Origin of the sequence: Streptomyces sp. NPDC005811 (assembly GCF_040630405.1) — a bacterium.
Classification (GTDB): domain Bacteria; phylum Actinomycetota; class Actinomycetes; order Streptomycetales; family Streptomycetaceae; genus Streptomyces.
This window is the reverse complement of the sequence record NZ_JBEXXK010000008.1, coordinates 18,909-38,994: the sequence shown is the minus strand read 5'-3', so window position 1 is coordinate 38,994 and position 20,086 is coordinate 18,909. Positions and strand designations below refer to the sequence as shown.

Genomic DNA, 20,086 nt, shown 5'->3' with positions numbered 1-20,086 from the left:
CGCCGGGGACGGGTGGAAGAGACCTCCGGCAGCGCGACGACGCTGATCACCTGCCGTTACGTACTGCCGGAGGCGCAGTGGATGTTTCCCTGAACCTGTGGGTTCTCACCATCGTGGGTCTGGCCGCCCTGATCGCGGTCGACTTCTTCATCGGCCGCAAGCCGCATGACGTGTCGATCAAGGAAGCGGGCATCTGGACCGTCGTCTGGATCGCCCTGGCCGGGCTCTTCGGCCTCGGCCTCCTCGTCTTCGGCGGCGGCCAGCCCGCCGGAGAGTTCTTCGCCGGCTTCATCACCGAGAAGTCGCTCAGCGTCGACAACCTCTTCGTCTTCGTCCTGGTCATGGCGAAGTTCGCCGTCCCGTCGCAGTACCAGCAGCGGGTCCTGCTGGTGGGCGTGCTCATAGCCCTGGTCCTGCGGGCCGTCTTCATCGCCGCGGGCGCCGCGATCCTCGCCAGCTTCGCCTGGGTGTTCTACCTCTTCGGCGCCTTCCTCATCTGGACCGCCTGGAAGCTGATCCAGGAGGCCCGGGCCGACGAGGAGGATGAGGAGTTCGAGGAGAACAAGCTGCTCAAGGCGGTCGAGCGCAGGTTCGGCGTGGCCGACCGCTACCACGGCACCAAGCTGTGGATCGAGCAGAACGGCAAGCGGGTCATGACCCCGATGCTCGTCGTGATGCTCGCGATCGGCACCACCGACGTCCTGTTCGCGCTGGACTCCATCCCCGCGATCTTCGGCCTCACGCAGGACCCGTACATCGTCTTCACCGCCAACGCCTTCGCGCTGATGGGCCTGAGGCAGCTGTACTTCCTCATCGGCGGCCTGCTGAAGAAGCTGGTCCACCTCAGCTACGGCCTGTCGATCATCCTGGGCTTCATCGGCGTCAAGCTGGTGCTGCACGCACTGCACGAGTCCGGCGTCCACGTCCCCGAGATCAGCATCCCGGTCTCGCTCGGCGTCATCTGCGCCGTCCTGATCGTCACCACGATCACCAGCCTGCGCGCCTCGAAGAAGCAGGCGGCGGCCGAGGCGGCGCGGACGGAGAGCGAAGGCGCTCCGAAGGACAGCATCCAGGCCTGACCACGGACGACGTAGGAACAACCAGCCCGGCCGGCGGCGCGCGGCGCATTGCCGACCGCCGCCCCCGGTGCTTCCTTTGGACACGGGCGCCCGCACCAGGGGCGCCCGTTACGGGCGGAGGCACCATGAGCGGCAGTTCACAGAAGTTCGTCCAGATCATCGACTTCGAGACCGACCGGATCGACGAGATGCGCGCACTCGCCGAGGAGGGCGACCAGACACTCGGGGACGGCGCCGGCGGCCCCGTGCGGCGCCTCGTCCTCAAGGACAGGACCCGGCCGGACCGCTACCTGGTCGTGGTCGAGTTCGACTCCTACGAGGAGGCCATGCGCAACAGCGAATCCCCCGGGACGAGCAAGTTCGCCGAGCGGATGGCAGCGCTCTGCACCAAGCCCCCGTCCTTCACCGACTGCGACGTCGAGGACGTCACCGCGTTCGAATGACGCGAGGGCCGCACCGGCCGTAGGAGCCGGAATGCGAAGCCCCGACAGCTCTGCGACGATCGCTGCATGATCGCTCGGCTCAGGACGCTCACCACCCGGTGGACGACCCTCGTGCCGGTGCTGGCCGTGGTGCTCCTGGTCCTGACCTGGGGCCGCGACCTTCCTGTGGCGGTCGTCGTGCTGGTCACCGCGGTCCTCGCCGCATCCGTCCTGGCCGCCGTGCACCATGCCGAGGTCGTCGCCCACCGGGTCGGCGAACCCTTCGGCTCCCTCGTCCTCGCGATCGCCGTGACGGTCATCGAGGTCGCCCTGATCGTGACCCTCATGGTGGACGGCGGCGACAAGTCCTCGACCCTGGCGCGGGACACGGTCTTCGCCGCCGTGATGATCACCTGCAACGGCGTGGTCGGCATCTGCCTCCTCGTCGCCTCGCTGCGGCACGGCACGGCCGTGTTCAACCCCGAGGGCACGGGCGCCGCCCTCGCCACCGTGGCGACACTCGCCACCCTCAGCCTGGTCCTGCCGACCTTCACGACCAGCAAACCGGGACCGGAGTTCTCCGCCGTCCAGCTCACCTTCGCCGCACTGTCCTCACTGATCCTGTACGGCCTGTTCGTGGCGACCCAGACCGTCCGGCACCGCGACTACTTCCTGCCGGTCACCCGCCAGGGAGAAGTGATCACCGCCGACGACCACGCGGGAGTCCCGTCCTCCCGGGAGGCACGGATCAGCCTCGGCCTCCTCGGCCTGGCCCTGATCGGGGTGGTGGGCCTGGCGAAGGGCGTCTCGCCCACGATCGAGTCCGGGGTGGAGGCGGCCGGACTGCACCATGCCGTCGTCGGCGTGGTCATCGCGCTGCTCGTGCTGCTCCCCGAGACCATCGCCGCCCTGCGCTCGGCCCGTCGCGACCGGGTGCAGACCAGCCTCAACCTGGCGCTCGGCTCCGCCATGGCCAGCATCGGCCTGACGATCCCCGCGGTCGCCCTCGCCTCCGTCTGGCTCTCCGGCCCCCTCGTCCTGGGCCTGGGCGCCACCTACATGGTGCTGCTCGCGCTGACCGTCGTGGTCAGCTCCCTGACCGTGGTGCCGGGACGGGCCACCCCGCTCCAGGGCGGCGTCCACCTCGTCCTCTTCCTGGCCTACCTGGAACTGGCGATCAACCCCTGACGCCGCCCCGGCCGCCCCGACGTTTCGCCACGGATCACTCCAGGACCGGCTGCACGGCCGGCAGCCGCACCGGCCGGGTCTCCGGCAGCAGCGCGAAGCAGCCCAGGCTGACCAGCGCGATCACCGTGAGATAGGCGCCCACCCCCCACGGGACCCGCCCCGAGTGCTCCGCCAGGGCCGTCGCCACGATCGGCGTGAGCGCACCCCCGAGGACACCGCCGAGGTTGTAGCCGACCGCCGCGCCCGTGCAGCGCACCCGCGGCTCGTACAGCTCGGGAAGATAGGCCGCGATCACCCCGAACATCGTGACGAACGCGAGAAGCGCCCCCAGGAACCCGAGGAACATCGCCAGGGGAGCGCCGGTCGACAGCAGCGCCACCATCGGCAGCATCCACAACGCAGCCGCCGCACAGCCCACGAGACACAGGGGCCGGCGTCCGAACCGGTCGCCCAGCATCGCCGCCACCGGCGTCAGCGCGCCCTTCACCACCACCGCGCCCATGATGCAGGTCAGCATCACGGTGCGGCTCACGCCGAGGCGTTCGGTGGCGTAGGCGAGGGACCAGGTGGTCACGGCGTAGAAGATCGCGTACCCGACGGCCAGCCCGCCCGCGGTCAGCAGGACCAGCCGCCAGTGGTCGCGCACGACCTCCGCGAGCGGCACGCGCGCGTGGTCGCCGAGCTCCAGGAACCGGGGACTCTCCGGGAGCGACGACCTCAGCCACAGCCCGAGCACGGCCGGCACCCCGGCCGCCCAGAACGGCACCCGCCACCCCCACGCCGCGAACTGCGCCTCCGTCAGCGTCGCCGACAGCACCAGCACCACCCCGTTGGCCAGGACGAACCCGACCGCCGGTCCGACCTGCGGAAAGCTCGACCACAGCCCGCGCCGGTCGGCGGGCGCGTGCTCCGCCGTGAGCAGCACCGCCCCGCCCCACTCCCCGCCGAGCCCCAGCCCCTGGAGGAACCGCAGCACGAGCAGCAGCAGCGGCGCGGTCACCCCGATGCGGTCGTACGTCGGGAGGCAGCCGACCGCGACGGTGGACGCCCCGGTCAGCAGCAGCGAGGCGACGAGGACCGGACGCCGCCCGCGCCGGTCCCCGATGTGCCCGAAGAGCACCGATCCGAGCGGCCGCGCCACGAAGCCCACGCCGAACGTCGCGAACGCGGCCAGCGTCCCCGCCAGCGGCGAGAACGTCGGGAAGAACAGCGGCCCGAGGACCAGCGCGGCCGCCGTGCCGTAGACGAAGAAGTCGTAGAACTCGATGGCCGTCCCCGCGAGCGAGGCGGTGGCGAGGCGTGGCATGGAGGGCGCCTTTACGGTGCGTACATCGTGCATGCCGCGTCAACTACCCATGGTGACGACCGGTTACGGGGGCGCACGGGGGTGACCGCAGGGGCGGCGGAGGGCCGGGACGGCTTCCCGGTGCGCCGTTCCCCCGTGATAGACCGGGTCCGAGCGGCGGTTCCCGACGGACCGCCCCGAACGGACCGGAGGAACCGTGCCGCACACCCTGGCCACCGCCCCGATCATGATCCTGAACGGCCCCAACCTGAACCTCCTGGGTCAGCGCCAGCCGGAGATCTACGGGTCCGACACGCTCGCCGACGTCGAGGCGCTGTGCGTGAAGGCGGCGGCGGCCCACGGCGGCACGGTCGACTTCCGCCAGTCCAACCACGAGGGGCAGCTCGTCGACTGGATCCACGAGGCGCGCCTCGGCCACTGCGGCATCGTGATCAACCCGGGCGCCTACTCGCACACGTCCGTGGCGATCCTGGACGCCCTCAACACCTGCGACGGCCTGCCGGTGCTGGAGGTCCACATCTCCAACATCCACCGGCGGGAGTCCTTCCGCCACCACTCGTACGTCTCCCTGCGCGCCGACGGGGTCATCGCGGGATGCGGGGTGCAGGGGTACGTGTTCGGGGTCGAGCGGGTCGCCGCGCTGGCGGGCACGGGGAAGGCCGACACGTAAGCACCGACCTCCAGGAGCACGCCCCTTACCGGCGCCGCCCCCGCCCGCCGGCGGTCACAGCCGGCCGGCCTCCACGATCCGTCGCAGGAAGCGCCGGGTGCGCTCCTGCTGCGGGTCGCCGAAGATCTGCCCGGCCGTGCCGCGCTCCAGCACGACGCCTCCGTCCAGGAAGCAGACCTGGTCGGCGACCTCGCGGGCGAAGCCCATCTCGTGCGTGGCCAGCACCATGGTCATGCCGTCGCCCTTCAGATCCCGGACGACGTTCAGGACCTCGCCGACCAGCTCCGGGTCGAGCGCGGCGGTGATCTCGTCGAGCAGCAGCAGCCGGGGACGTACGGCGAGGGCGCGGGCGATCGCCACACGCTGCTGCTGGCCGCCGCTGAGCCGGTCGGGGTACTCCCCGGCCCGGGCGCCCAGCCCGAGCCGCTCCAGCAGCTCCCTGGCGCGTTCCTCGGCCTCCGCGCGCGCCACGCCGTGCACCCGGCGCGGGGCCAGCGTGATGTTCTCCAGCACGGTCATGTGCGGGAACAGGTTGTACGACTGGAAGACCACGCCGATACGGCGCCGTACCGCGTCCTGGTCGGTGCGCGGGTCGGTGATCTCCTCGCCGTCCAGCCAGATCGCGCCGTCGTCGATGTCCTCCAGGAGGTTGGCGCAGCGCAGCAGGGTGGACTTGCCGGAGCCGGAGGCGCCGATCAGCGCGGTCACGGTGTGCGGGGCGACCTCCAGGTCGACGTCCCGCAGGACGACCGAGTCGCCGAAGGTCTTGCGGACGGACTCCATCCGCAGCACCGGGGCGTCGCTCATGTCGTTCCTCCTTGGGCCCGCCGGCCGTCCATCCGGGCCGTCACCCAGTCCGTGAAGCGGGTCATCGGGATGGTCAGCGCGACGAAGACCAGCCCCGCCACGATGTACGGCGTGTAGTTGAGACTGCGGCCCACGATGATGTCCGCCGCGCGTACGGCGTCGATGGCGCCGCCGATCGACACCAGACCGGTGTCCTTCTGCAGGGACACCAGGTCGTTCAGCAACGGCGGCACCTGGCGGCGCACCGCCTGGGGCAGCACGACGTACCGCAGCGCCTGACGGTTGGACAGGCCGAGGGAGCGGGCCGCCGCGCGCTGCGAGGGGTGCACGGACTCGATGCCGGCGCGGAACACCTCGGCGACGTACGCCGAGTACGTCAGGGTCAGCGCCGTGCCGCCGAGCAGCACCGGGTCGACCGTCACGCCCTGGAGCCGCAGCGCGGGAACGCCGAGGACCACGATCATCAGGTTGATGATCAGCGGCAGTCCGCGGAAGAAGTCCGTGTACGCGGCCGCCAGCACCCGCAGCGGGAAGAACACCGGACCGCGCAGGGTGCGGGCCACGGCGATGAGCATGCCGAGGACGAGGACGGCGGCACCGCAGACGAACAGCAGCCGGACGTTCAGCCAGAGCCCTTCCAGGACCTTGGGGAACGCCTCGCGCGCGTACTGCCCGCTGAAGAAGGTCTCCTTGGTGCGGGGCCAGCCGGGTGCGCCGACGACGACCAGATAGAGGACGACGGCGGTGACCAGCGTCGACAGGGCGGCGACGGCCGTGGCGCGACGGGCCCGCGTACGCCGGTAGCGCTCGCGGTCCAGCCGGCGCTGCGACGGGACGTAGGCGTCGCCGCCCCCGGACATGTCGCCCTGGTCGTCCGACCCCTCCTGGCCGGACTCCTCCTTCGTGACCGTCACTTGAGCACCGGGGCGTCGACGGCGTCGGAGAGCCACTGCTGCTCGATCTTCGCCAGGGTGCCGTCCTTGCGGAGGGCGTCCACGGCGTCCGTCACGCAGGAGGTGAGGGCGCTGCCCTTGTCGAGGACGAGCCCGAACTGCTCGGGCGTACCGCCCTGGTTCTCGAACTGGCCGACGATCTCGGCGTCCGTGACCTCGGCGGAGGTGATGTAGAACGCGGTCGGCAGGTCGACCACGATGGCGTCCACCTGGCCGTTCTTCAGGGCGGACTTGGCCTGGTCGTTCTTGGCGTAGACGGCGGCGTCCCGACTCGGCTTCACCAGGTCGTCGATGTAGTCGAGGCTGGTGGTGCCGACCTGGGCGCCCAGCTTGAGGCCCTTGAGGTCCGCGATGCTCTTCGCCTTCGCGGCCTTGCTGCCCTTCAGCGCGATGACGGCCTGCCGGACGTCGTAGTAGCCGGAGGAGAAGTCCACGGCCTGCTTGCGCTCGGCGCTGATGGACACCTGGTTGATGTCGAAGTCGAAGGTCTTCTCACCCGGCGCGAACGCCTTGTTGAACGGCACGCTCTGCCAGACGACGGCGCCCTTGTCGTACCCGAGTTGGCGGGCCACGGCGTAGGCCACCGCCGACTCGAAGCCCTCGCCGTCGGACGGCTTGTCGTCCTTGAACCAGGGCTCGTACGCCGGTTCGTCGGTGGCGATCGTCAGCTTTCCCGAGGTCTTGGTCGCCAACTCGCCCTTGGCGCAGGTCTTTCCGGCCGAGGCGGAGGACGAGGCGGACGCGTCGGCCTCGGGCTGCGGGGCGCAGCCGACCGCGGTCGCGAGGAGGGCGACGGTGGCGCCGGCGGCGGCGCGGCGCAGAACACGAGGGGCGAGGTGCATGGCGGGAGAGTGGCAGCGAAATCGACGTCTGTCCAGGTCACGCCCGTGTTTGTCCGCATGGTGGGAACAGGTGTTGCGTTCTCGTGAACAAGTGCGCCAGGGGAGGGCCTGGGCCGCCGGCCGAGGGCGGGGATCGAAGACCGGCGGCCCATTCCGCGCCGGAGCCGTCATCCCGCGCGGGGCTGAGACCAGTTGACCGCGCAACCACGTGTGCGGGGAGCGCGCGCGAGGCACCGGCGCGTGCGCACGATTCACACGGGGCGCGCGAACGACTCCGCGCGCCCCGTGCCAGGAACTCACCACCCGTGCCCCTGTGTCGACCGCGAACTCACCACCCGCGCGCGTGCCACTCCGGCAGATGCGGCCGCTCCGCGCCCAGCGTGGTGTCGTTGCCGTGGCCCGGGTAGACCCAGGTCTCGTCCGGGAGGACGGCGAAGATCTTCGTCTCGACGTCGTGGATCAGGCTGGCGAACGCCTCCGGATCCTTCCGGGTGTTGCCCACGCCGCCCGGGAACAGGCAGTCGCCCGTGAAGACATGGGGATGCCCGTGCGGGTCGTCGTAGACGAGCGCGATCGAGCCCGGTGTGTGCCCGACCAGGTGCCGCGCGGTGAGCTCGACGTTCCCCACGCGGACGGTGTCGCCGTCGTCGAGCAGGACGTCGGTCGGCACGGGGATGCCTCCGGCGTCCTCCCGCCCCGCGTACGTGCGCGCGCCCGTGGCCGCCACGACCTCGGCGAGCGCCTGCCAGTGGTCGCCGTGCTGATGGGTGGTGACGACGGACGCGATGCCGTCGTCACCGATCGTCCCGAGCAGCGCCTGTGCGTCGTTGGCCGCGTCGATCAGCACCTGCTCGTCCGTCGCCCGGCAGCGCAGCAGATAGGCGTTGTTGTTCATCGGGCCGACCGCGATCTTGGTGATCATCAGGTCCTTGAGCTCGTGCACGTCCGCCGGGCCGCCGACCGTCACCTCTCCGCTGTACGTCATGACGGCCAGCCTATAGCGGCGGCAGGGCCGGGAGCGGACCGCCGGACACCGTCAGCCCGGATCCGTCGCGGCGCCCGGAGAGCCAGCCCAGGAGGTCGGCCGGGGCGCCGGTGACGGTCACCTCGGGGTCGGTGGCCTCCCGTCCCGTGCGCCACGCGTGCGTGCCGTCCGTCAGCCGGGTCGGCGGTACGTCGGCGTGCCCCTCGAAGCGGTCCGCGAGGAAGCCGGTCTCCCGCCCGGTGAACTCCTCCGGCAGGTCCTCCAGCGCGTAGCCGATGCCGAGGTCGACGTGGTGCAGCTCCACCTCCCCCCAGCGTCTGAAGGGCACCAGGGCGGCCCGGTCGGTGACGCCGTTGCGCAGTTCCACCGTGCGCGACCAGTCGGCGGGCACGGCCGCGGCCGCCTGGAAGCGGGCCGCGCTCTCCCGTACGTCGGCGTGCTGGACCTCCAGGGCACGCGGGGCGTCCCGGGCGATGTCGGCGTCGCGGACGGACGCGTCGGCGTACATGGGGCGGCCCTCGAAGACGTTCACGAGGGCGTCCGCGTTGCGGGCGAGATGGGCGAGGACATGACCCCGGCTCCAGCCGGGCAGCAGCGACGGCTCCGCCACCGCCGCGTCGTCCAGTTTGCCGACTGCGCTGAGGAGCCGGTCGGTCGCTTCACGTACAGACACCAGGTCATGAGCGTGATCAATCATGCTGCTGACCTTAGTCCCGCCACTCCTTCGGGTGAAGGTGGCGGAGCGCGGCCCAAAATCGAATGTGCGTGCTATAAGGTCGGTGGCGGCATCGGGCATGCTGGATGACCGGGGACTGTTGTGAACCGGAGAATCCGAACCGGCGCTGTCAGTGGCTCCCCCTAGTCTGAGAACGACGGGGGCCCCGCCCCTGTCACTCCTCTCCAGCAAGAAAGGTGCGGACCGGCGTGGCCGACCGTCTCATCGTCCGTGGCGCGCGCGAGCACAACCTCAAGAATGTCTCGCTCGACCTGCCGCGCGACTCGCTCATCGTCTTCACGGGCCTGTCGGGGTCGGGCAAGTCCTCGCTGGCCTTCGACACCATCTTCGCCGAGGGCCAGCGGCGCTACGTGGAATCGCTCTCCTCGTACGCCCGCCAGTTCCTCGGCCAGATGGACAAGCCGGACGTCGACTTCATCGAAGGTCTGTCGCCGGCCGTCTCCATCGACCAGAAGTCGACCTCGCGCAACCCGCGCTCGACGGTCGGCACCATCACCGAGGTCTACGACTACCTGCGTCTGCTCTTCGCGCGCATCGGCAAGCCGCACTGTCCCGAGTGCGGCCGCCCGATCTCCCGCCAGTCGCCGCAGGCCATCGTCGACCGGGTCCTGGAGCTGCCCGAGGGCAGCCGCTTCCAGGTGCTCTCGCCGCTCGTGCGCGAGCGCAAGGGAGAGTTCGTCGACCTCTTCGCCGACCTCCAGACCAAGGGCTACTCCCGCGCGCGTGTGGACGGCGAGACGATCCAGCTCTCCAGCCCGCCCACGCTGAAGAAGCAGGAGAAGCACACCATCGAGGTGGTCGTCGACCGCCTCACCGTCAAGGACTCCGCCAAGCGCCGCCTCACCGACTCCGTGGAGACCGCCCTCGGCCTCTCCGGCGGCATGGTCGTGCTCGACTTCGTCGACCTCCCCGAGGACGACCCCGAGCGCGAGCGCATGTTCTCGGAGCACCTCTACTGCCCGTACGACGACCTGTCCTTCGAGGAGCTGGAGCCCCGCTCCTTCTCCTTCAACTCGCCCTTCGGCGCCTGCCCCGAGTGCACCGGCATCGGCACGCGCATGGAGGTCGACCCCGAGCTGATCGTCCCGGACGAGGACAAGTCCCTCGACGAGGGCGCCATCCACCCCTGGTCGCACGGCCACACCAAGGACTACTTCGGCCGTCTCATCGGGGCCCTCGCGGACGCGCTGGGCTTCCGGACCGACATCCCCTTCGCCGGCCTGCCGCAGCGCGCCAGGAAGGCCCTGCTGTACGGCCACAAGACCCAGATCGAGGTCCGCTACCGCAACCGCTACGGCCGCGAGCGCGTGTACACCACGCCCTTCGAGGGCGCCGTCCCGTTCGTCAAGCGCCGGCACGGCGAGGCCGAGAGCGACGCCAGCCGCGAGCGCTTCGAGGGCTACATGCGCGAGGTGCCCTGCCCCACCTGTCAGGGCACGCGCCTGAAGCCGATCGTCCTCGCGGTCACCGTCATGGAGAAGTCGATCGCCGAGGTCTCCGCGATGTCCATCAGCGACTGCGCGGACTTCCTGGGCGAGCTGAAGCTCAACGCCCGCGACAAGAAGATCGCCGAACGCGTCCTGAAGGAGGTCAACGAACGACTGCGCTTCCTCGTCGACGTCGGCCTCGACTACCTCTCCCTCAACCGCGCGGCCGGCACGCTCTCCGGCGGCGAGGCCCAGCGCATCCGCCTGGCCACCCAGATCGGCTCCGGACTCGTCGGCGTGCTCTACGTCCTCGACGAGCCGTCCATCGGCCTGCACCAGCGCGACAACCACCGGCTGATCGAGACCCTGGTCCGGCTGCGCGACATGGGCAACACGCTCATCGTCGTCGAGCACGACGAGGACACCATCAAGGTCGCCGACTGGGTCGTCGACATCGGCCCCGGCGCCGGCGAGCACGGCGGCAAGGTCGTGCACAGCGGCTCCCTGAAGGAGCTGCTCGCCAACGCGGAGTCGCAGACCGGTCAGTACCTGGCCGGCAAGAAGTCGATCCCGCTGCCGGACATCCGGCGCCCGCGCGACCCGTCCCGGCAGCTCACCGTGCACGGAGCCCGCGAGAACAACCTCCAGGACATCGACGTGTCCTTCCCGCTGGGCGTGTTCACGGCCGTCACCGGTGTCTCCGGCTCCGGCAAGTCGACCCTGGTCAACGACATCCTGTACACCCACCTGGCCCGCGAGCTCAACGGCGCGAGGAACGTCCCGGGCCGGCACACCCGCGTGGACGGTGACGACCTCGTCGACAAGGTCGTGCACGTCGACCAGTCGCCCATCGGCCGCACCCCCCGCTCCAACCCGGCCACGTACACCGGCGTCTTCGACCACGTCCGCAAGCTGTTCGCCGAGACCACCGAGGCGAAGGTCCGCGGCTACCTGCCCGGCCGCTTCTCCTTCAACGTCAAGGGCGGCCGCTGCGAGAACTGCGCGGGCGACGGCACCATCAAGATCGAGATGAACTTCCTCCCGGACGTCTACGTCCCGTGCGAGGTCTGCCACGGCGCCCGGTACAACCGGGAGACCCTGGAGGTCCACTACAAGGGCAAGTCCATCGCCGACGTGCTGAACATGCCGATCGAGGAGGCCACGGACTTCTTCGAGGCCGTCCCGGCGATCGCCCGCCACCTCAACACGCTGAAGGACGTCGGGCTCGGCTATGTCCGGCTCGGGCAGTCCGCGACCACCCTCTCCGGCGGTGAGGCCCAGCGCGTCAAGCTCGCCAGCGAGCTCCAGCGCCGCTCCACCGGCCGTACGGTCTACGTCCTGGACGAGCCGACCACGGGCCTGCACTTCGAGGACATCAGCAAGCTCCTCAAGGTCCTCGCCGGTCTCGTCGACAAGGGCAACACGGTCATCGTCATCGAGCACAACCTCGATGTGATCAAGACCGCCGACTGGGTCGTCGACATGGGCCCCGAGGGCGGCGCGGGCGGTGGCCTGGTCGTCGCCGAGGGCACACCGGAGGAGGTCGCCGGGGTCCCGGCCAGCCACACCGGCAAGTTCCTGCGCGAGATCCTCGGCGCCGACCGCGTCAGCGACGCGGCGCCGGTGAAGGCCCCGCGCACGACGGCGGCCAAGAAGACGGCCGCGGCCAGGACAGCCAACAACACGGCGACGAAGAAGGCCGCCCCCGCGAAGAGGACGACCCGGGCCCGCAAGGCCTGAGCCGCGCGGCGGGCCGGCCCTGCCCCGTCACGAACACGGCGCCCCCGGGAACTTCCCGCGGGGCGCCGCTCGTCGAACCGGATGGGGCCGCCGCCCAGGATCGTCCGGCGGCCGCCGAGGACCGCCTCGCCGGGGCCCCGGACCGCCTAGCCGCGGCCCGGGACCGCCCACGAGTCGCCCAGTTCCGACGCGTACGGCGGCTCCGCGCCCGCCCGGGAGCAGGTGATCGCCGCCGCGCGGGCGGCGAACCCCAGCAGCTGCCGCCAGCCCTCGGCCCCCAGCCCCGCCACACCGGCCGGGGACAGGGCGTCCCGCACCGCCAGACCGTGCAGCAGCGCGGCGTTCACGGTGTCCCCGGCCCCGATCGTGTCCACGACGTCGACCGCCTCGCCCGGGACGGCGTACACGGCGTGCTCGCCGGTCACGACGCTCAGCCCGGCGGCGCCGTGCGTGATGACTACGGCCGAAGGACCCGCCGACAGCCACTCCTGCGGAGTGCCGCCCAGCCACAGGGCGTCCTCCTCCGACAGCTTGAGCAGGTCCACCGAGGACAGCCAGCCCTTGAAACGGGCGCGGTAGGCGTCGGCGTCCGGGATCAGCCCCGGCCGGATGTTCGGATCGAGCACGGTGAACACACCCTGCCCGGCCGCGGTCCGCAGCAGCTCCTCGTACGCGCTCGCACCCGGCTCCAGCACCAGCGAGCAGGTGCCGAACGACACCGCGCGCGTCCCCGCCGGGAGGGCGGCCGGTGCGGTGAAGAGACGGTCGGCGGTGCCTTCGACGTAGAAGGAATACGCCGCCGAGCCCCCGTCGCCGACCGTGGCGACCGCGAGCGTGGTCGGCTCGGGCCCCCGCTGCACGGCGGAGGCGTCCACGCCCGCCTCCCGCAGCCCGCCGAGCAGCGCCTCGCCGAACGCGTCGTACGACACCCGGGAGCAGAAGGCGGTGGGTGAGCCCAGCCGGCCGAGGGCGACGGCCGTGTTGAAGGGCCCGCCGCCGAGCGCCGGCTGCAGCGCCGCGAGGGCACCCGGGCCCCGTGGTACCAGGTCGATGAGGGCCTCACCGGCGACGACGATCACGGGGCGGTTCCTTTCGCGGACACTTCGGGCTGCTCATGGCTCATGCCGAGTCTGCCCGCTCCCCGAGGCGCCGCGGGACGGAACGGACGAGTCCGGGCGATCGCCCCCACCGATCGCCCCCACCGATCGCCCCGCCACCGGAGCCGAACGGCCGACACCCGCCGCGCCCCCGCCGAGCCCCCGTGCCGCCCCCGCCCTGCCCTGCCCTCGCGCCCTCCCCGCTCACTCCCAGTCCCAGCCGATGCCCACCACCCCCGACCGCACCCGGGGCTCCACGAGGTGGACCGAGCAGTGGCGGAAGCTGAGCGGCAGCTCCTGACGGCCGCCGCGCGGTGCCGCCGCCGAGTGCTGGGTGAACCGGTGACAGCGCACGGGCAGCGCCTGCTCCGCGAACCGGATCTGGAGCGCGTACTGGCCGCCCGCCGCGCCGAAACCACGGACGTACTCCCGGCAGACGCCGGCCGTGCCGTCCTCGACGGCGTAGCGGAAGAGAAACGTCTCACCGGCCCGCAGCCGGGTGTCGAACAGCAGCTCGGCCACCAGGACGCCGGTGTCGTGGTGGCGGCGGACCCGTCCGGCGCGGCAGTTCTCCAGGGCGTGCACGGTCATCCGCTCGGGCGCGCAGCCGGGATCCCCCTGGTGGACGGCGAGGAAGCGGTCGACGCCGTCGCGATGGGCGCGCACGATGTGCTGCGACTCGCGGCCCAGCAGCTCGCGGCGCGCCCCGATGCGGACGCGCTCGTGATGGCCCAGGGTGTGCAGCCCGCTGTCGAGTGGGTACTCCAGTTCGGCGTGCAGACGTTCAAGGACGTCCGAGGCCTCCAGGACGGAGCGGTAGGAGCGGCCCGTGGGCTGCCCGGCGGCCGTGGTGGCGCCGGTCTGCGCGCCCGGGTCCTCCAGCAGCCGGATCAGGGACTCGTCCGGCAGGCGGAGGATCTCCTCCAGCGCGCGGACGGCCCGCAGCGACTCCGGACGCTGGGGACGCCGGGCGCCCTGCTGCCAGTAACTCAGACTCGTGACGCCGACCTTGACCCCGTGGCGCGACAGATGGTGCTGGACGCGCTGCAGGGGCAGTCCACGGGCGGCGATCGCGGCACGCAGCGCGACATGGAACGGGCCGCCCCGCAGGACCGTGTCCAGTTCCGCGACGGCGACGTCCTCGGCGGCGTCCGCGTGCTGTGTGGCGTGCGGCATGCAGGGGCCTTTCTGTGAATGCTCGCGACGGCTGGTCGGACCGCGCGTGAGGGGTCGGGGCTTCCCCGTTGACGCCGGGGGGCTCCTTCACATCCGTAAGGCGTCCTTCAGGGCCCCGAGTTCCCCCGCATTGAAGCGTGTTGACCAAGTCCCGACAACACCTGATGTCCGAGTGGCACATGCGTCTGGCCGGTGTGCGCGGCTCGCCCGGCGGGCGGAGATCCCGTGGCCGGGCACCGCCCGGGGCCCGGCACGGGCGGCGGGGACGGGGTACGCCGTACGGGCGGATGACGACCGGCTGTCCGGAAACATGCGGAATCGCCGTGCAGGCCCGCGGCACCTCTTGGCCGCCCGAGCCCCGCCGTACAGGCGTTCCCCACGGTTTTCCACAGGGCCGCCGACAGCGGCCGAAGGTTGTCCACAGGGCCGTCGGAGTGTCACCCCGCGCCAGTAGGGTGTGAGACATGGCCGACCCCTCCAGCTACCGCCCCAAGCCGGGACAGATCCCGGACTCCCCCGGGGTGTACAGGTTCCGCGACGAGCACCGCCGGGTGATCTACGTCGGAAAGGCGAAGAGCCTGCGCCAGCGCCTGGCGAACTACTTCCAGGACCTCGCGGGCCTGCACCCGCGCACCCGCACGATGGTCACCACGGCCGCGTCGGTGGAGTGGACGGTCGTGTCCACGGAGGTCGAGGCGCTGCAGCTGGAGTACTCCTGGATCAAGGAGTACGACCCCCGGTTCAACGTGAAGTACCGCGACGACAAGAGCTACCCCTACCTCGCGGTGACGATGAACGAGGAGTTCCCGCGGGTGCAGGTCATGCGCGGCCACAAGAAGAAGGGCGTCCGCTACTTCGGGCCGTACGCGCACGCGTGGGCGATCCGCGACACCGTCGACCTGCTGCTGCGCGTCTTCCCCGTACGCACCTGCTCGGCGGGCGTCTTCAAGAACGCCTCCCGCACCGGCCGCCCCTGTCTGCTGGGCTACATCGGCAAGTGCTCGGCGCCCTGCGTCGGCCGGATCTCCGCCGAGGACCACGGCGAACTGGCCGACGAGTTCTGCGACTTCATGGCCGGCCGCACCGGCACCCACCTCCGCCGTCTGGAGCGGCAGATGACGGAGGCGGCCGAGGAGATGGAGTACGAGCGGGCCGCCCGGCTGCGGGACGACATCGAGGCCCTGAAGAAGGCCATGGAGAAGAACGCGGTCGTGCTCGCGGACGCGACCGACGCCGATCTGATCGCGGTCGCCGAGGACGAGCTGGAGGCCGCCGTCCAGATCTTCCACGTCCGCGGCGGACGGGTGCGCGGCCAGCGCGGCTGGGTCACCGACAAGGTCGAGGAGATCACCACCGGCGCCCTCGTCGAACACGCCCTCCAGCAGCTCTACGGCGAGGAGACCGGCGACGCCGTCCCCAAGGAGGTGCTCGTCCCCGCCCTGCCCGACCCGGTCGAACCCGTCCAGGAGTGGCTCACCGTCCGCCGCGGCTCGGGCGTCTCGCTGCGCATCCCGCAGCGCGGCGACAAGCGGGCCCTGATGGAGACCGTCGAGCGCAACGCCCAGCAGGCGCTCGTCCTGCACAAGACCAGGCGCGCCTCCGACCTGACCACGCGCTCGCGTGCCCTGGAGGAGATCGCCGAGGCCCTGGACCTGGACAGCGCCCCGCTGCGGATCGAGTGCTACGACATCTCGCACCTCCAGGGGGACGACGTCGTGGCCTCCATGGTCGTCTTCGAGGACGGGCTCGCCCGCAAGAGCGAGTACCGCCGCTTCCAGATCAAGGGCTTCGAGGGCCAGGACGACGTCCGCTCCATGCACGAGGTGATCACCCGCCGCTTCCGCCGCTACCTCGTGGAGAAGGAGCGCACGGGGGAGTGGACCGACGCCGGGAGCGCCCTCCCCGACGGCGACGGCCCCGGCCCCGAGGTGGCCGAGGACACCGACGTGGCGATCCTCGCCAACGGGACGGAAGCCCCCCTCGCCGCCGGACTCAAGGACGACGAGGGCCGCCCCAAGCGCTTCGCCTATCCGCCCCAGCTCGTCGTCGTCGACGGCGGCCGGCCCCAGGTCGCGGCCGCCCGCCGTGCCCTCGACGAGCTCGGCATCGACGACATCGCCGTCTGCGGCCTCGCCAAGCGCCTGGAGGAGGTCTGGCTGCCGCACGACGAGGACCCGGTGATCCTGCCCCGCACCAGCGAGGGCCTCTACCTCCTCCAGCGCGTCCGCGACGAGGCCCACCGCTTCGCGATCACCTACCAGCGCGCCAAGCGGGCCAAGCGGCTGCGCTCCGGCCCCCTGGACGACGTACCGGGCCTGGGCGAGACGCGCAAACAGGCGCTCATCAAGCACTTCGGCTCGGTGAAGAAGCTGCGCGCCGCGACCCTCGACCAGATCTGCGAGGTCCCGGGCATAGGCCGCAAGACGGCCGAGACGATCGCCGTGGCCCTCGCCCAGGCGGCTCCGCCCGCCCCCGCCGTGAACACGGCGACCGGAGAGATCATTGAAGACGAGGAACCCGGTACGACGGCGGGTTCCCCCGGAGATCCCGTGACCGCGGGCGCCCCGGAAGAACGACGGGGGCAGGAGACATGAGCGAGCACGAGCACGACGCGCATCCCACGGACGAGCGAGACCAGGCGCCGGGCACGGCGCCCCATGAACACGACACAGGTCACGAAGACGGAGCACAGGTGAGTACGGACAGCACGCCGCCCGGGATCCCCGAGGCGGCCATCCCCGAGCTGGTGATCATCTCCGGCATGTCCGGGGCGGGCCGCTCGACGGCAGCCAAGTGTCTGGAGGACCTCGGCTGGTTCGTCGTCGACAACCTCCCGCCCGCCCTGATCCCCACCATGGTGGAGCTGGGCGCCCGGTCCCAGGGCAACGTGGCGCGGATCGCGGTCGTCGTCGACGTCCGCGGCCGGCGCTTCTTCGACAACCTCCGCGAGTCCCTCGCCGACCTGGAGTCGAAGAACGTCACCCGGCGGATCGTCTTCCTGGAGTCCTCCGACGACGCCCTGGTGCGCCGCTTCGAGTCCGTGCGCCGCCCGCACCCCCTCCAGGGCGACGGCCGGATCGTCGACGGCATCGCCGCCGAGCGCGAACTGCTGCGCGAGCTGCGCGGCGACGCCGACCTGGTGATCGACACCTCCAGCCTCAACGTGCACGAGCTGCGCGCCAAGATGGACGCCCAGTTCGCGGGCGAGGAGGAGCCCGAGCTGCGGGCCACCGTCATGTCCTTCGGCTTCAAGTACGGCCTCCCGGTCGACGCCGACCTGGTGGTGGACATGCGCTTCCTGCCCAACCCGCACTGGGTCCCGGAGCTGCGCCCCTACACCGGACTCAACGACGAGGTCGCCACCTATGTCCTCAACCAGCCCGGCGCGAAGGAGTTCCTCGACCGGTACGCGGAGCTCCTCCAGCTGATCGCCGCGGGCTACCGCCGGGAGGGCAAGCGCTATGTGACCATCGCGGTCGGCTGTACGGGCGGCAAGCACCGTTCGGTCGCGATGTCGGAGAAGCTCGCCGCGCGTCTCGCGGCCGAGGGCGTGGAGACGGTGGTCGTGCACCGGGACATGGGACGGGAATGACAGGACGTACTCCGCGGCTGGGCCGACTGCGCAGGATGCCCCCCGAGGGGCGCGCGAGCCGACCGGTCGAGGCCCGGGGCGCGAGGCCGCGCCGCCGTGGCACCCAGCCCAAGGTGGTCGCGCTGGGCGGCGGGATGGGCCTGTCCGCCTCGCTCGCCGCGCTGCGCCGGATCACCGGTGACCTCACCGCCGTGGTCACCGTCGCCGACGACGGCGGCTCCAGCGGGCGGCTGAGGGACGAGCTGGGCGTGCTGCCGCCCGGCGATCTGCGCAAGGCGCTGGCCGCGCTGTGCGGCGACGACGACTGGGGCCAGACCTGGTCCCGGGTCATCCAGCACCGCTTCCAGTCCCAGGGCGAGATCAACGGCCACGCGGTCGGCAATCTGCTGATCGTCGCCCTGTGGGAGCAGCTCGGCGACCATGTCCAGGCCCTGGACCTGGTCGGCAAGCTGCTGGGCGCGCACGGCCGGGTGCTGCCCATGTCCGCCGTGCCGCTGGAGCTGCAGGCCCTGGTCAAGGGGCACGATCCGCGCCGCCCGGAGGACGTCGACACCGTGCGCGGACAGGCGACCGTGGCCCTCACGCCCGGTGAGGTGCAGTCCGTGCACCTCGTGCCGCACGACCCGCCGGCCGTCCCCGAGGCGGTGGCGGCGGTGCTGGACGCGGACTGGGTGGTCCTCGGCCCCGGGTCCTGGTTCTCCTCGGTGATCCCGCACCTCCTCGTGCCCGAACTGCTGGACGCCCTCATCGAGACCAAGGCACGCCGGGTACTCTCGCTGAACCTCGCGCCGCAGCCCGGAGAAACCGACGGCTTCTCCCCGCAGCGTCATTTGGAGGTTTTGGGACGACACGCCCCTAAACTCGCCCTGGACGTGGTGCTGGCCGACGAGGCCGCCGTGCCCGACCGCGACTCCCTGACCGACGCCGCCACCCGGTTCGGGGCCGCTGTCGAGCTGGCGAAGGTGGCCCGGACCGACGGAACGCCCCGGCACGACCCGGAGCTCCTCGCCGCCGCGTACGACCGTATTTTTCGGATGCATGGAAGGATCGGCCCATGGCGATGACGGCAGCGGTGAAGGACGAGATCTCCCGGCTCCCCGTCACCCGGACCTGCTGCAGAAAGGCGGAGGTCTCCGCCGTGCTGCGGTTCGCCGGCGGCCTGCACCTGGTGAGCGGCCGCATCGTGATCGAGGCGGAGCTGGACACGGCGATGGCGGCCCGCCGCCTCAAGCGGGACATCCTGGAGATCTTCGGCCACAGCTCGGAACTGATCGTGATGGCCCCGGGCGGTCTGCGCCGCGGCTCGCGCTATGTCGTGCGCGTGGTCGCGGGCGGGGATCAGCTGGCCCGTCAGACCGGTCTGGTCGACGGGCGCGGGCGGCCGATCCGCGGGCTTCCCCCGCAGGTGGTCTCCGGCGCGACCTGTGACGCCGAGGCGGCCTGGCGCGGGGCGTTCCTGGCGCACGGCTCGCTGACCGAGCCCGGCCGCTCCTCCTCCCTGGAGGTGACCTGCCCGGGTCCCGAGGCCGCGCTCGCGCTGGTCGGCGCCGCCCGCCGGCTGTCGATCGCCGCGAAGGCCCGCGAGGTGCGCGGGGTGGACCGGGTGGTCGTGCGGGACGGCGACGCGATCGGCGCGCTGCTGACCCGGCTCGGCGCGCACGAGTCGGTGCTGGCCTGGGAGGAGCGCCGGATGCGCCGCGAGGTGCGGGCCACCGCGAACCGGCTCGCCAACTTCGACGACGCGAACCTGCGCCGTTCCGCCCGCGCGGCGGTGGCCGCCGGGGCCCGGGTGCAGCGCGCCCTGGAGATCCTCGCCGACGAGGTGCCCGAGCATCTCGCGGCGGCCGGCCGGCTGCGGATGGAGCACAAGCAGGCCTCGCTGGAGGAGCTGGGCGCGCTCGCCGACCCGCCGCTGACCAAGGACGCGGTGGCCGGCCGGATCCGGCGGCTGCTGGCGATGGCCGACAAGCGGGCCTCCGACCTCGGCATCCCGGGCACGGAGGCCAACCTCAGCGAGGAGCTGGCCGACAACCTCGTGGGCTGACGGACGCTCAGGACGCGTTGAC

The 20,086-nt window shown here is 71.6% G+C and carries 17 protein-coding genes; 9 read left to right on the top strand and 8 right to left on the bottom strand.

The window, feature by feature from the left end; translation table 11 throughout:
• Positions 1-77: 77 nt before the first annotated feature.
• The 3 genes from ABZ490_RS10785 (at position 78) to ABZ490_RS10775 (ending at position 2,689) form a co-directional block, all read left to right on the top strand.
• Entirely contained in the window at positions 78-1,079 is a 1,002-nt protein-coding gene (locus ABZ490_RS10785) for a TerC family protein (protein WP_358987510.1), read from the top strand.
• Positions 1,080-1,204: 125 nt separating this feature from the next.
• Entirely contained in the window at positions 1,205-1,522 is a 318-nt protein-coding gene (locus tag ABZ490_RS10780; RefSeq protein ID WP_358987508.1) for a hypothetical protein, read from the top strand.
• Positions 1,523-1,588: 66 nt separating this feature from the next.
• Positions 1,589-2,689: an ionic transporter y4hA gene (locus ABZ490_RS10775; protein ID WP_358987506.1), complete on the top strand. Its 1,101-nt coding sequence runs from the start codon at positions 1,589-1,591 to the stop codon at positions 2,687-2,689.
• Positions 2,690-2,723: 34 nt separating this feature from the next.
• Here ABZ490_RS10775 and ABZ490_RS10770 read toward each other — a convergent pair whose 3' ends face one another.
• A complete protein-coding gene (locus ABZ490_RS10770) occupies positions 2,724-3,995 on the bottom strand; it encodes an MFS transporter (RefSeq protein WP_358987503.1) in 1,272 nt (423 codons plus the stop codon).
• A gap of 196 nt (positions 3,996-4,191) precedes the next feature.
• Between ABZ490_RS10770 and aroQ the strand changes: the two genes are divergently transcribed.
• Positions 4,192-4,665, top strand: a complete 474-nt coding sequence (aroQ, locus tag ABZ490_RS10765; protein ID WP_358987500.1) for a type II 3-dehydroquinate dehydratase — start codon at positions 4,192-4,194, stop codon at positions 4,663-4,665.
• A gap of 54 nt (positions 4,666-4,719) precedes the next feature.
• Here aroQ and ABZ490_RS10760 read toward each other — a convergent pair whose 3' ends face one another.
• The 5 genes from ABZ490_RS10760 to ABZ490_RS10740 all read right to left on the bottom strand — a co-directional run bounded on the left by ABZ490_RS10760 (position 4,720) and on the right by ABZ490_RS10740 (position 8,949).
• The gene (locus ABZ490_RS10760; RefSeq protein WP_358987497.1) at positions 4,720-5,472 is read right to left on the bottom strand and encodes an amino acid ABC transporter ATP-binding protein; all 753 of its coding nucleotides are present in this window, start codon (positions 5,470-5,472) and stop codon (positions 4,720-4,722) included.
• Positions 5,469-6,386, bottom strand: coding sequence for an amino acid ABC transporter permease (locus ABZ490_RS10755; protein WP_358987494.1), 918 nt, complete (start codon positions 6,384-6,386; stop codon positions 5,469-5,471). The genes ABZ490_RS10760 and ABZ490_RS10755 overlap by 4 nt, the downstream gene beginning before the upstream one ends.
• On the bottom strand, positions 6,383-7,267 hold the full coding sequence (locus tag ABZ490_RS10750; RefSeq protein WP_358987491.1) for an ABC transporter substrate-binding protein: 885 nt from the start codon (positions 7,265-7,267) through the stop codon (positions 6,383-6,385). Before ABZ490_RS10750 ends, ABZ490_RS10755 begins: the two co-directional genes overlap by 4 nt.
• Before the next feature lie 328 nt (positions 7,268-7,595).
• A complete protein-coding gene (locus ABZ490_RS10745) occupies positions 7,596-8,252 on the bottom strand; it encodes an MBL fold metallo-hydrolase (RefSeq protein ID WP_358987488.1) in 657 nt (218 codons plus the stop codon).
• Positions 8,253-8,262: 10 nt separating this feature from the next.
• On the bottom strand, positions 8,263-8,949 hold the full coding sequence (locus ABZ490_RS10740; protein ID WP_358987485.1) for a maleylpyruvate isomerase family mycothiol-dependent enzyme: 687 nt from the start codon (positions 8,947-8,949) through the stop codon (positions 8,263-8,265).
• 227 nt (positions 8,950-9,176) lie between these two features.
• Here ABZ490_RS10740 and uvrA point away from each other — a divergent pair, with 227 nt between their 5' ends.
• The gene (gene uvrA / locus ABZ490_RS10735; protein ID WP_358987482.1) at positions 9,177-12,155 is read left to right on the top strand and encodes an excinuclease ABC subunit UvrA; all 2,979 of its coding nucleotides are present in this window, start codon (positions 9,177-9,179) and stop codon (positions 12,153-12,155) included.
• A 146-nt stretch (positions 12,156-12,301) separates the two neighbouring features.
• Here the strand turns inward: uvrA and ABZ490_RS10730 are convergent, their stop codons facing one another.
• Positions 12,302-13,234 carry a carbohydrate kinase gene (locus tag ABZ490_RS10730; protein WP_358987479.1) on the bottom strand — a complete coding sequence of 311 codons (933 nt, stop codon included), beginning with the start codon at positions 13,232-13,234 and terminating at the stop codon, positions 12,302-12,304.
• Between the two features lie 222 nt (positions 13,235-13,456).
• Positions 13,457-14,428, bottom strand: coding sequence for a hypothetical protein (locus tag ABZ490_RS10725; protein ID WP_358987477.1), 972 nt, complete (start codon positions 14,426-14,428; stop codon positions 13,457-13,459).
• Between the two features lie 464 nt (positions 14,429-14,892).
• Between ABZ490_RS10725 and uvrC the strand changes: the two genes are divergently transcribed.
• The 4 genes from uvrC to whiA are packed head-to-tail and all read left to right on the top strand — an operon-like array spanning position 14,893 to position 20,064.
• Positions 14,893-17,022, top strand: a complete 2,130-nt coding sequence (gene uvrC / locus ABZ490_RS10720) for an excinuclease ABC subunit UvrC (protein ID WP_358987474.1) — start codon at positions 14,893-14,895, stop codon at positions 17,020-17,022.
• Positions 17,019-18,020: an RNase adapter RapZ gene (gene rapZ / locus ABZ490_RS10715; protein ID WP_358987471.1), complete on the top strand. Its 1,002-nt coding sequence runs from the start codon at positions 17,019-17,021 to the stop codon at positions 18,018-18,020. Before uvrC ends, rapZ begins: the two co-directional genes overlap by 4 nt.
• On the top strand, positions 18,017-19,084 hold the full coding sequence (yvcK, locus tag ABZ490_RS10710; protein ID WP_358987468.1) for a uridine diphosphate-N-acetylglucosamine-binding protein YvcK: 1,068 nt from the start codon (positions 18,017-18,019) through the stop codon (positions 19,082-19,084). Before rapZ ends, yvcK begins: the two co-directional genes overlap by 4 nt.
• Positions 19,075-20,064 carry a DNA-binding protein WhiA gene (gene whiA / locus ABZ490_RS10705; protein ID WP_055634810.1) on the top strand — a complete coding sequence of 330 codons (990 nt, stop codon included), beginning with the start codon at positions 19,075-19,077 and terminating at the stop codon, positions 20,062-20,064. The genes yvcK and whiA overlap by 10 nt, the downstream gene beginning before the upstream one ends.
• Positions 20,065-20,086 lie beyond the last annotated feature (22 nt).

Bases quoted from the DNA above. Each gene is read 5' to 3' on its own strand.
- ABZ490_RS10780 (WP_358987508.1), top strand. From the start codon at position 1,205: ATGAGCGGCAGTTCACAGAAGTTCGTCCAGATCATCGACTTCGAGACC.
- ABZ490_RS10775 (WP_358987506.1), top strand. From the start codon at position 1,589: ATGATCGCTCGGCTCAGGACGCTCACCACCCGGTGGACGACCCTCGTG.
- ABZ490_RS10770 (WP_358987503.1), bottom strand. From the start codon at position 3,995: ATGCCACGCCTCGCCACCGCCTCGCTCGCGGGGACGGCCATCGAGTTC.
- ABZ490_RS10760 (WP_358987497.1), bottom strand. From the start codon at position 5,472: ATGAGCGACGCCCCGGTGCTGCGGATGGAGTCCGTCCGCAAGACCTTC.
- ABZ490_RS10750 (WP_358987491.1), bottom strand. From the start codon at position 7,267: ATGCACCTCGCCCCTCGTGTTCTGCGCCGCGCCGCCGCCGGCGCCACC.
- ABZ490_RS10745 (WP_358987488.1), bottom strand. From the start codon at position 8,252: ATGACGTACAGCGGAGAGGTGACGGTCGGCGGCCCGGCGGACGTGCAC.
- ABZ490_RS10740 (WP_358987485.1), bottom strand. From the start codon at position 8,949: ATGATTGATCACGCTCATGACCTGGTGTCTGTACGTGAAGCGACCGAC.
- ABZ490_RS10725 (WP_358987477.1), bottom strand. From the start codon at position 14,428: ATGCCGCACGCCACACAGCACGCGGACGCCGCCGAGGACGTCGCCGTC.
- uvrC (WP_358987474.1), top strand. From the start codon at position 14,893: ATGGCCGACCCCTCCAGCTACCGCCCCAAGCCGGGACAGATCCCGGAC.
- rapZ (WP_358987471.1), top strand. From the start codon at position 17,019: ATGAGCGAGCACGAGCACGACGCGCATCCCACGGACGAGCGAGACCAG.
- yvcK (WP_358987468.1), top strand. From the start codon at position 18,017: ATGACAGGACGTACTCCGCGGCTGGGCCGACTGCGCAGGATGCCCCCC.
- whiA (WP_055634810.1), top strand. From the start codon at position 19,075: ATGGCGATGACGGCAGCGGTGAAGGACGAGATCTCCCGGCTCCCCGTC.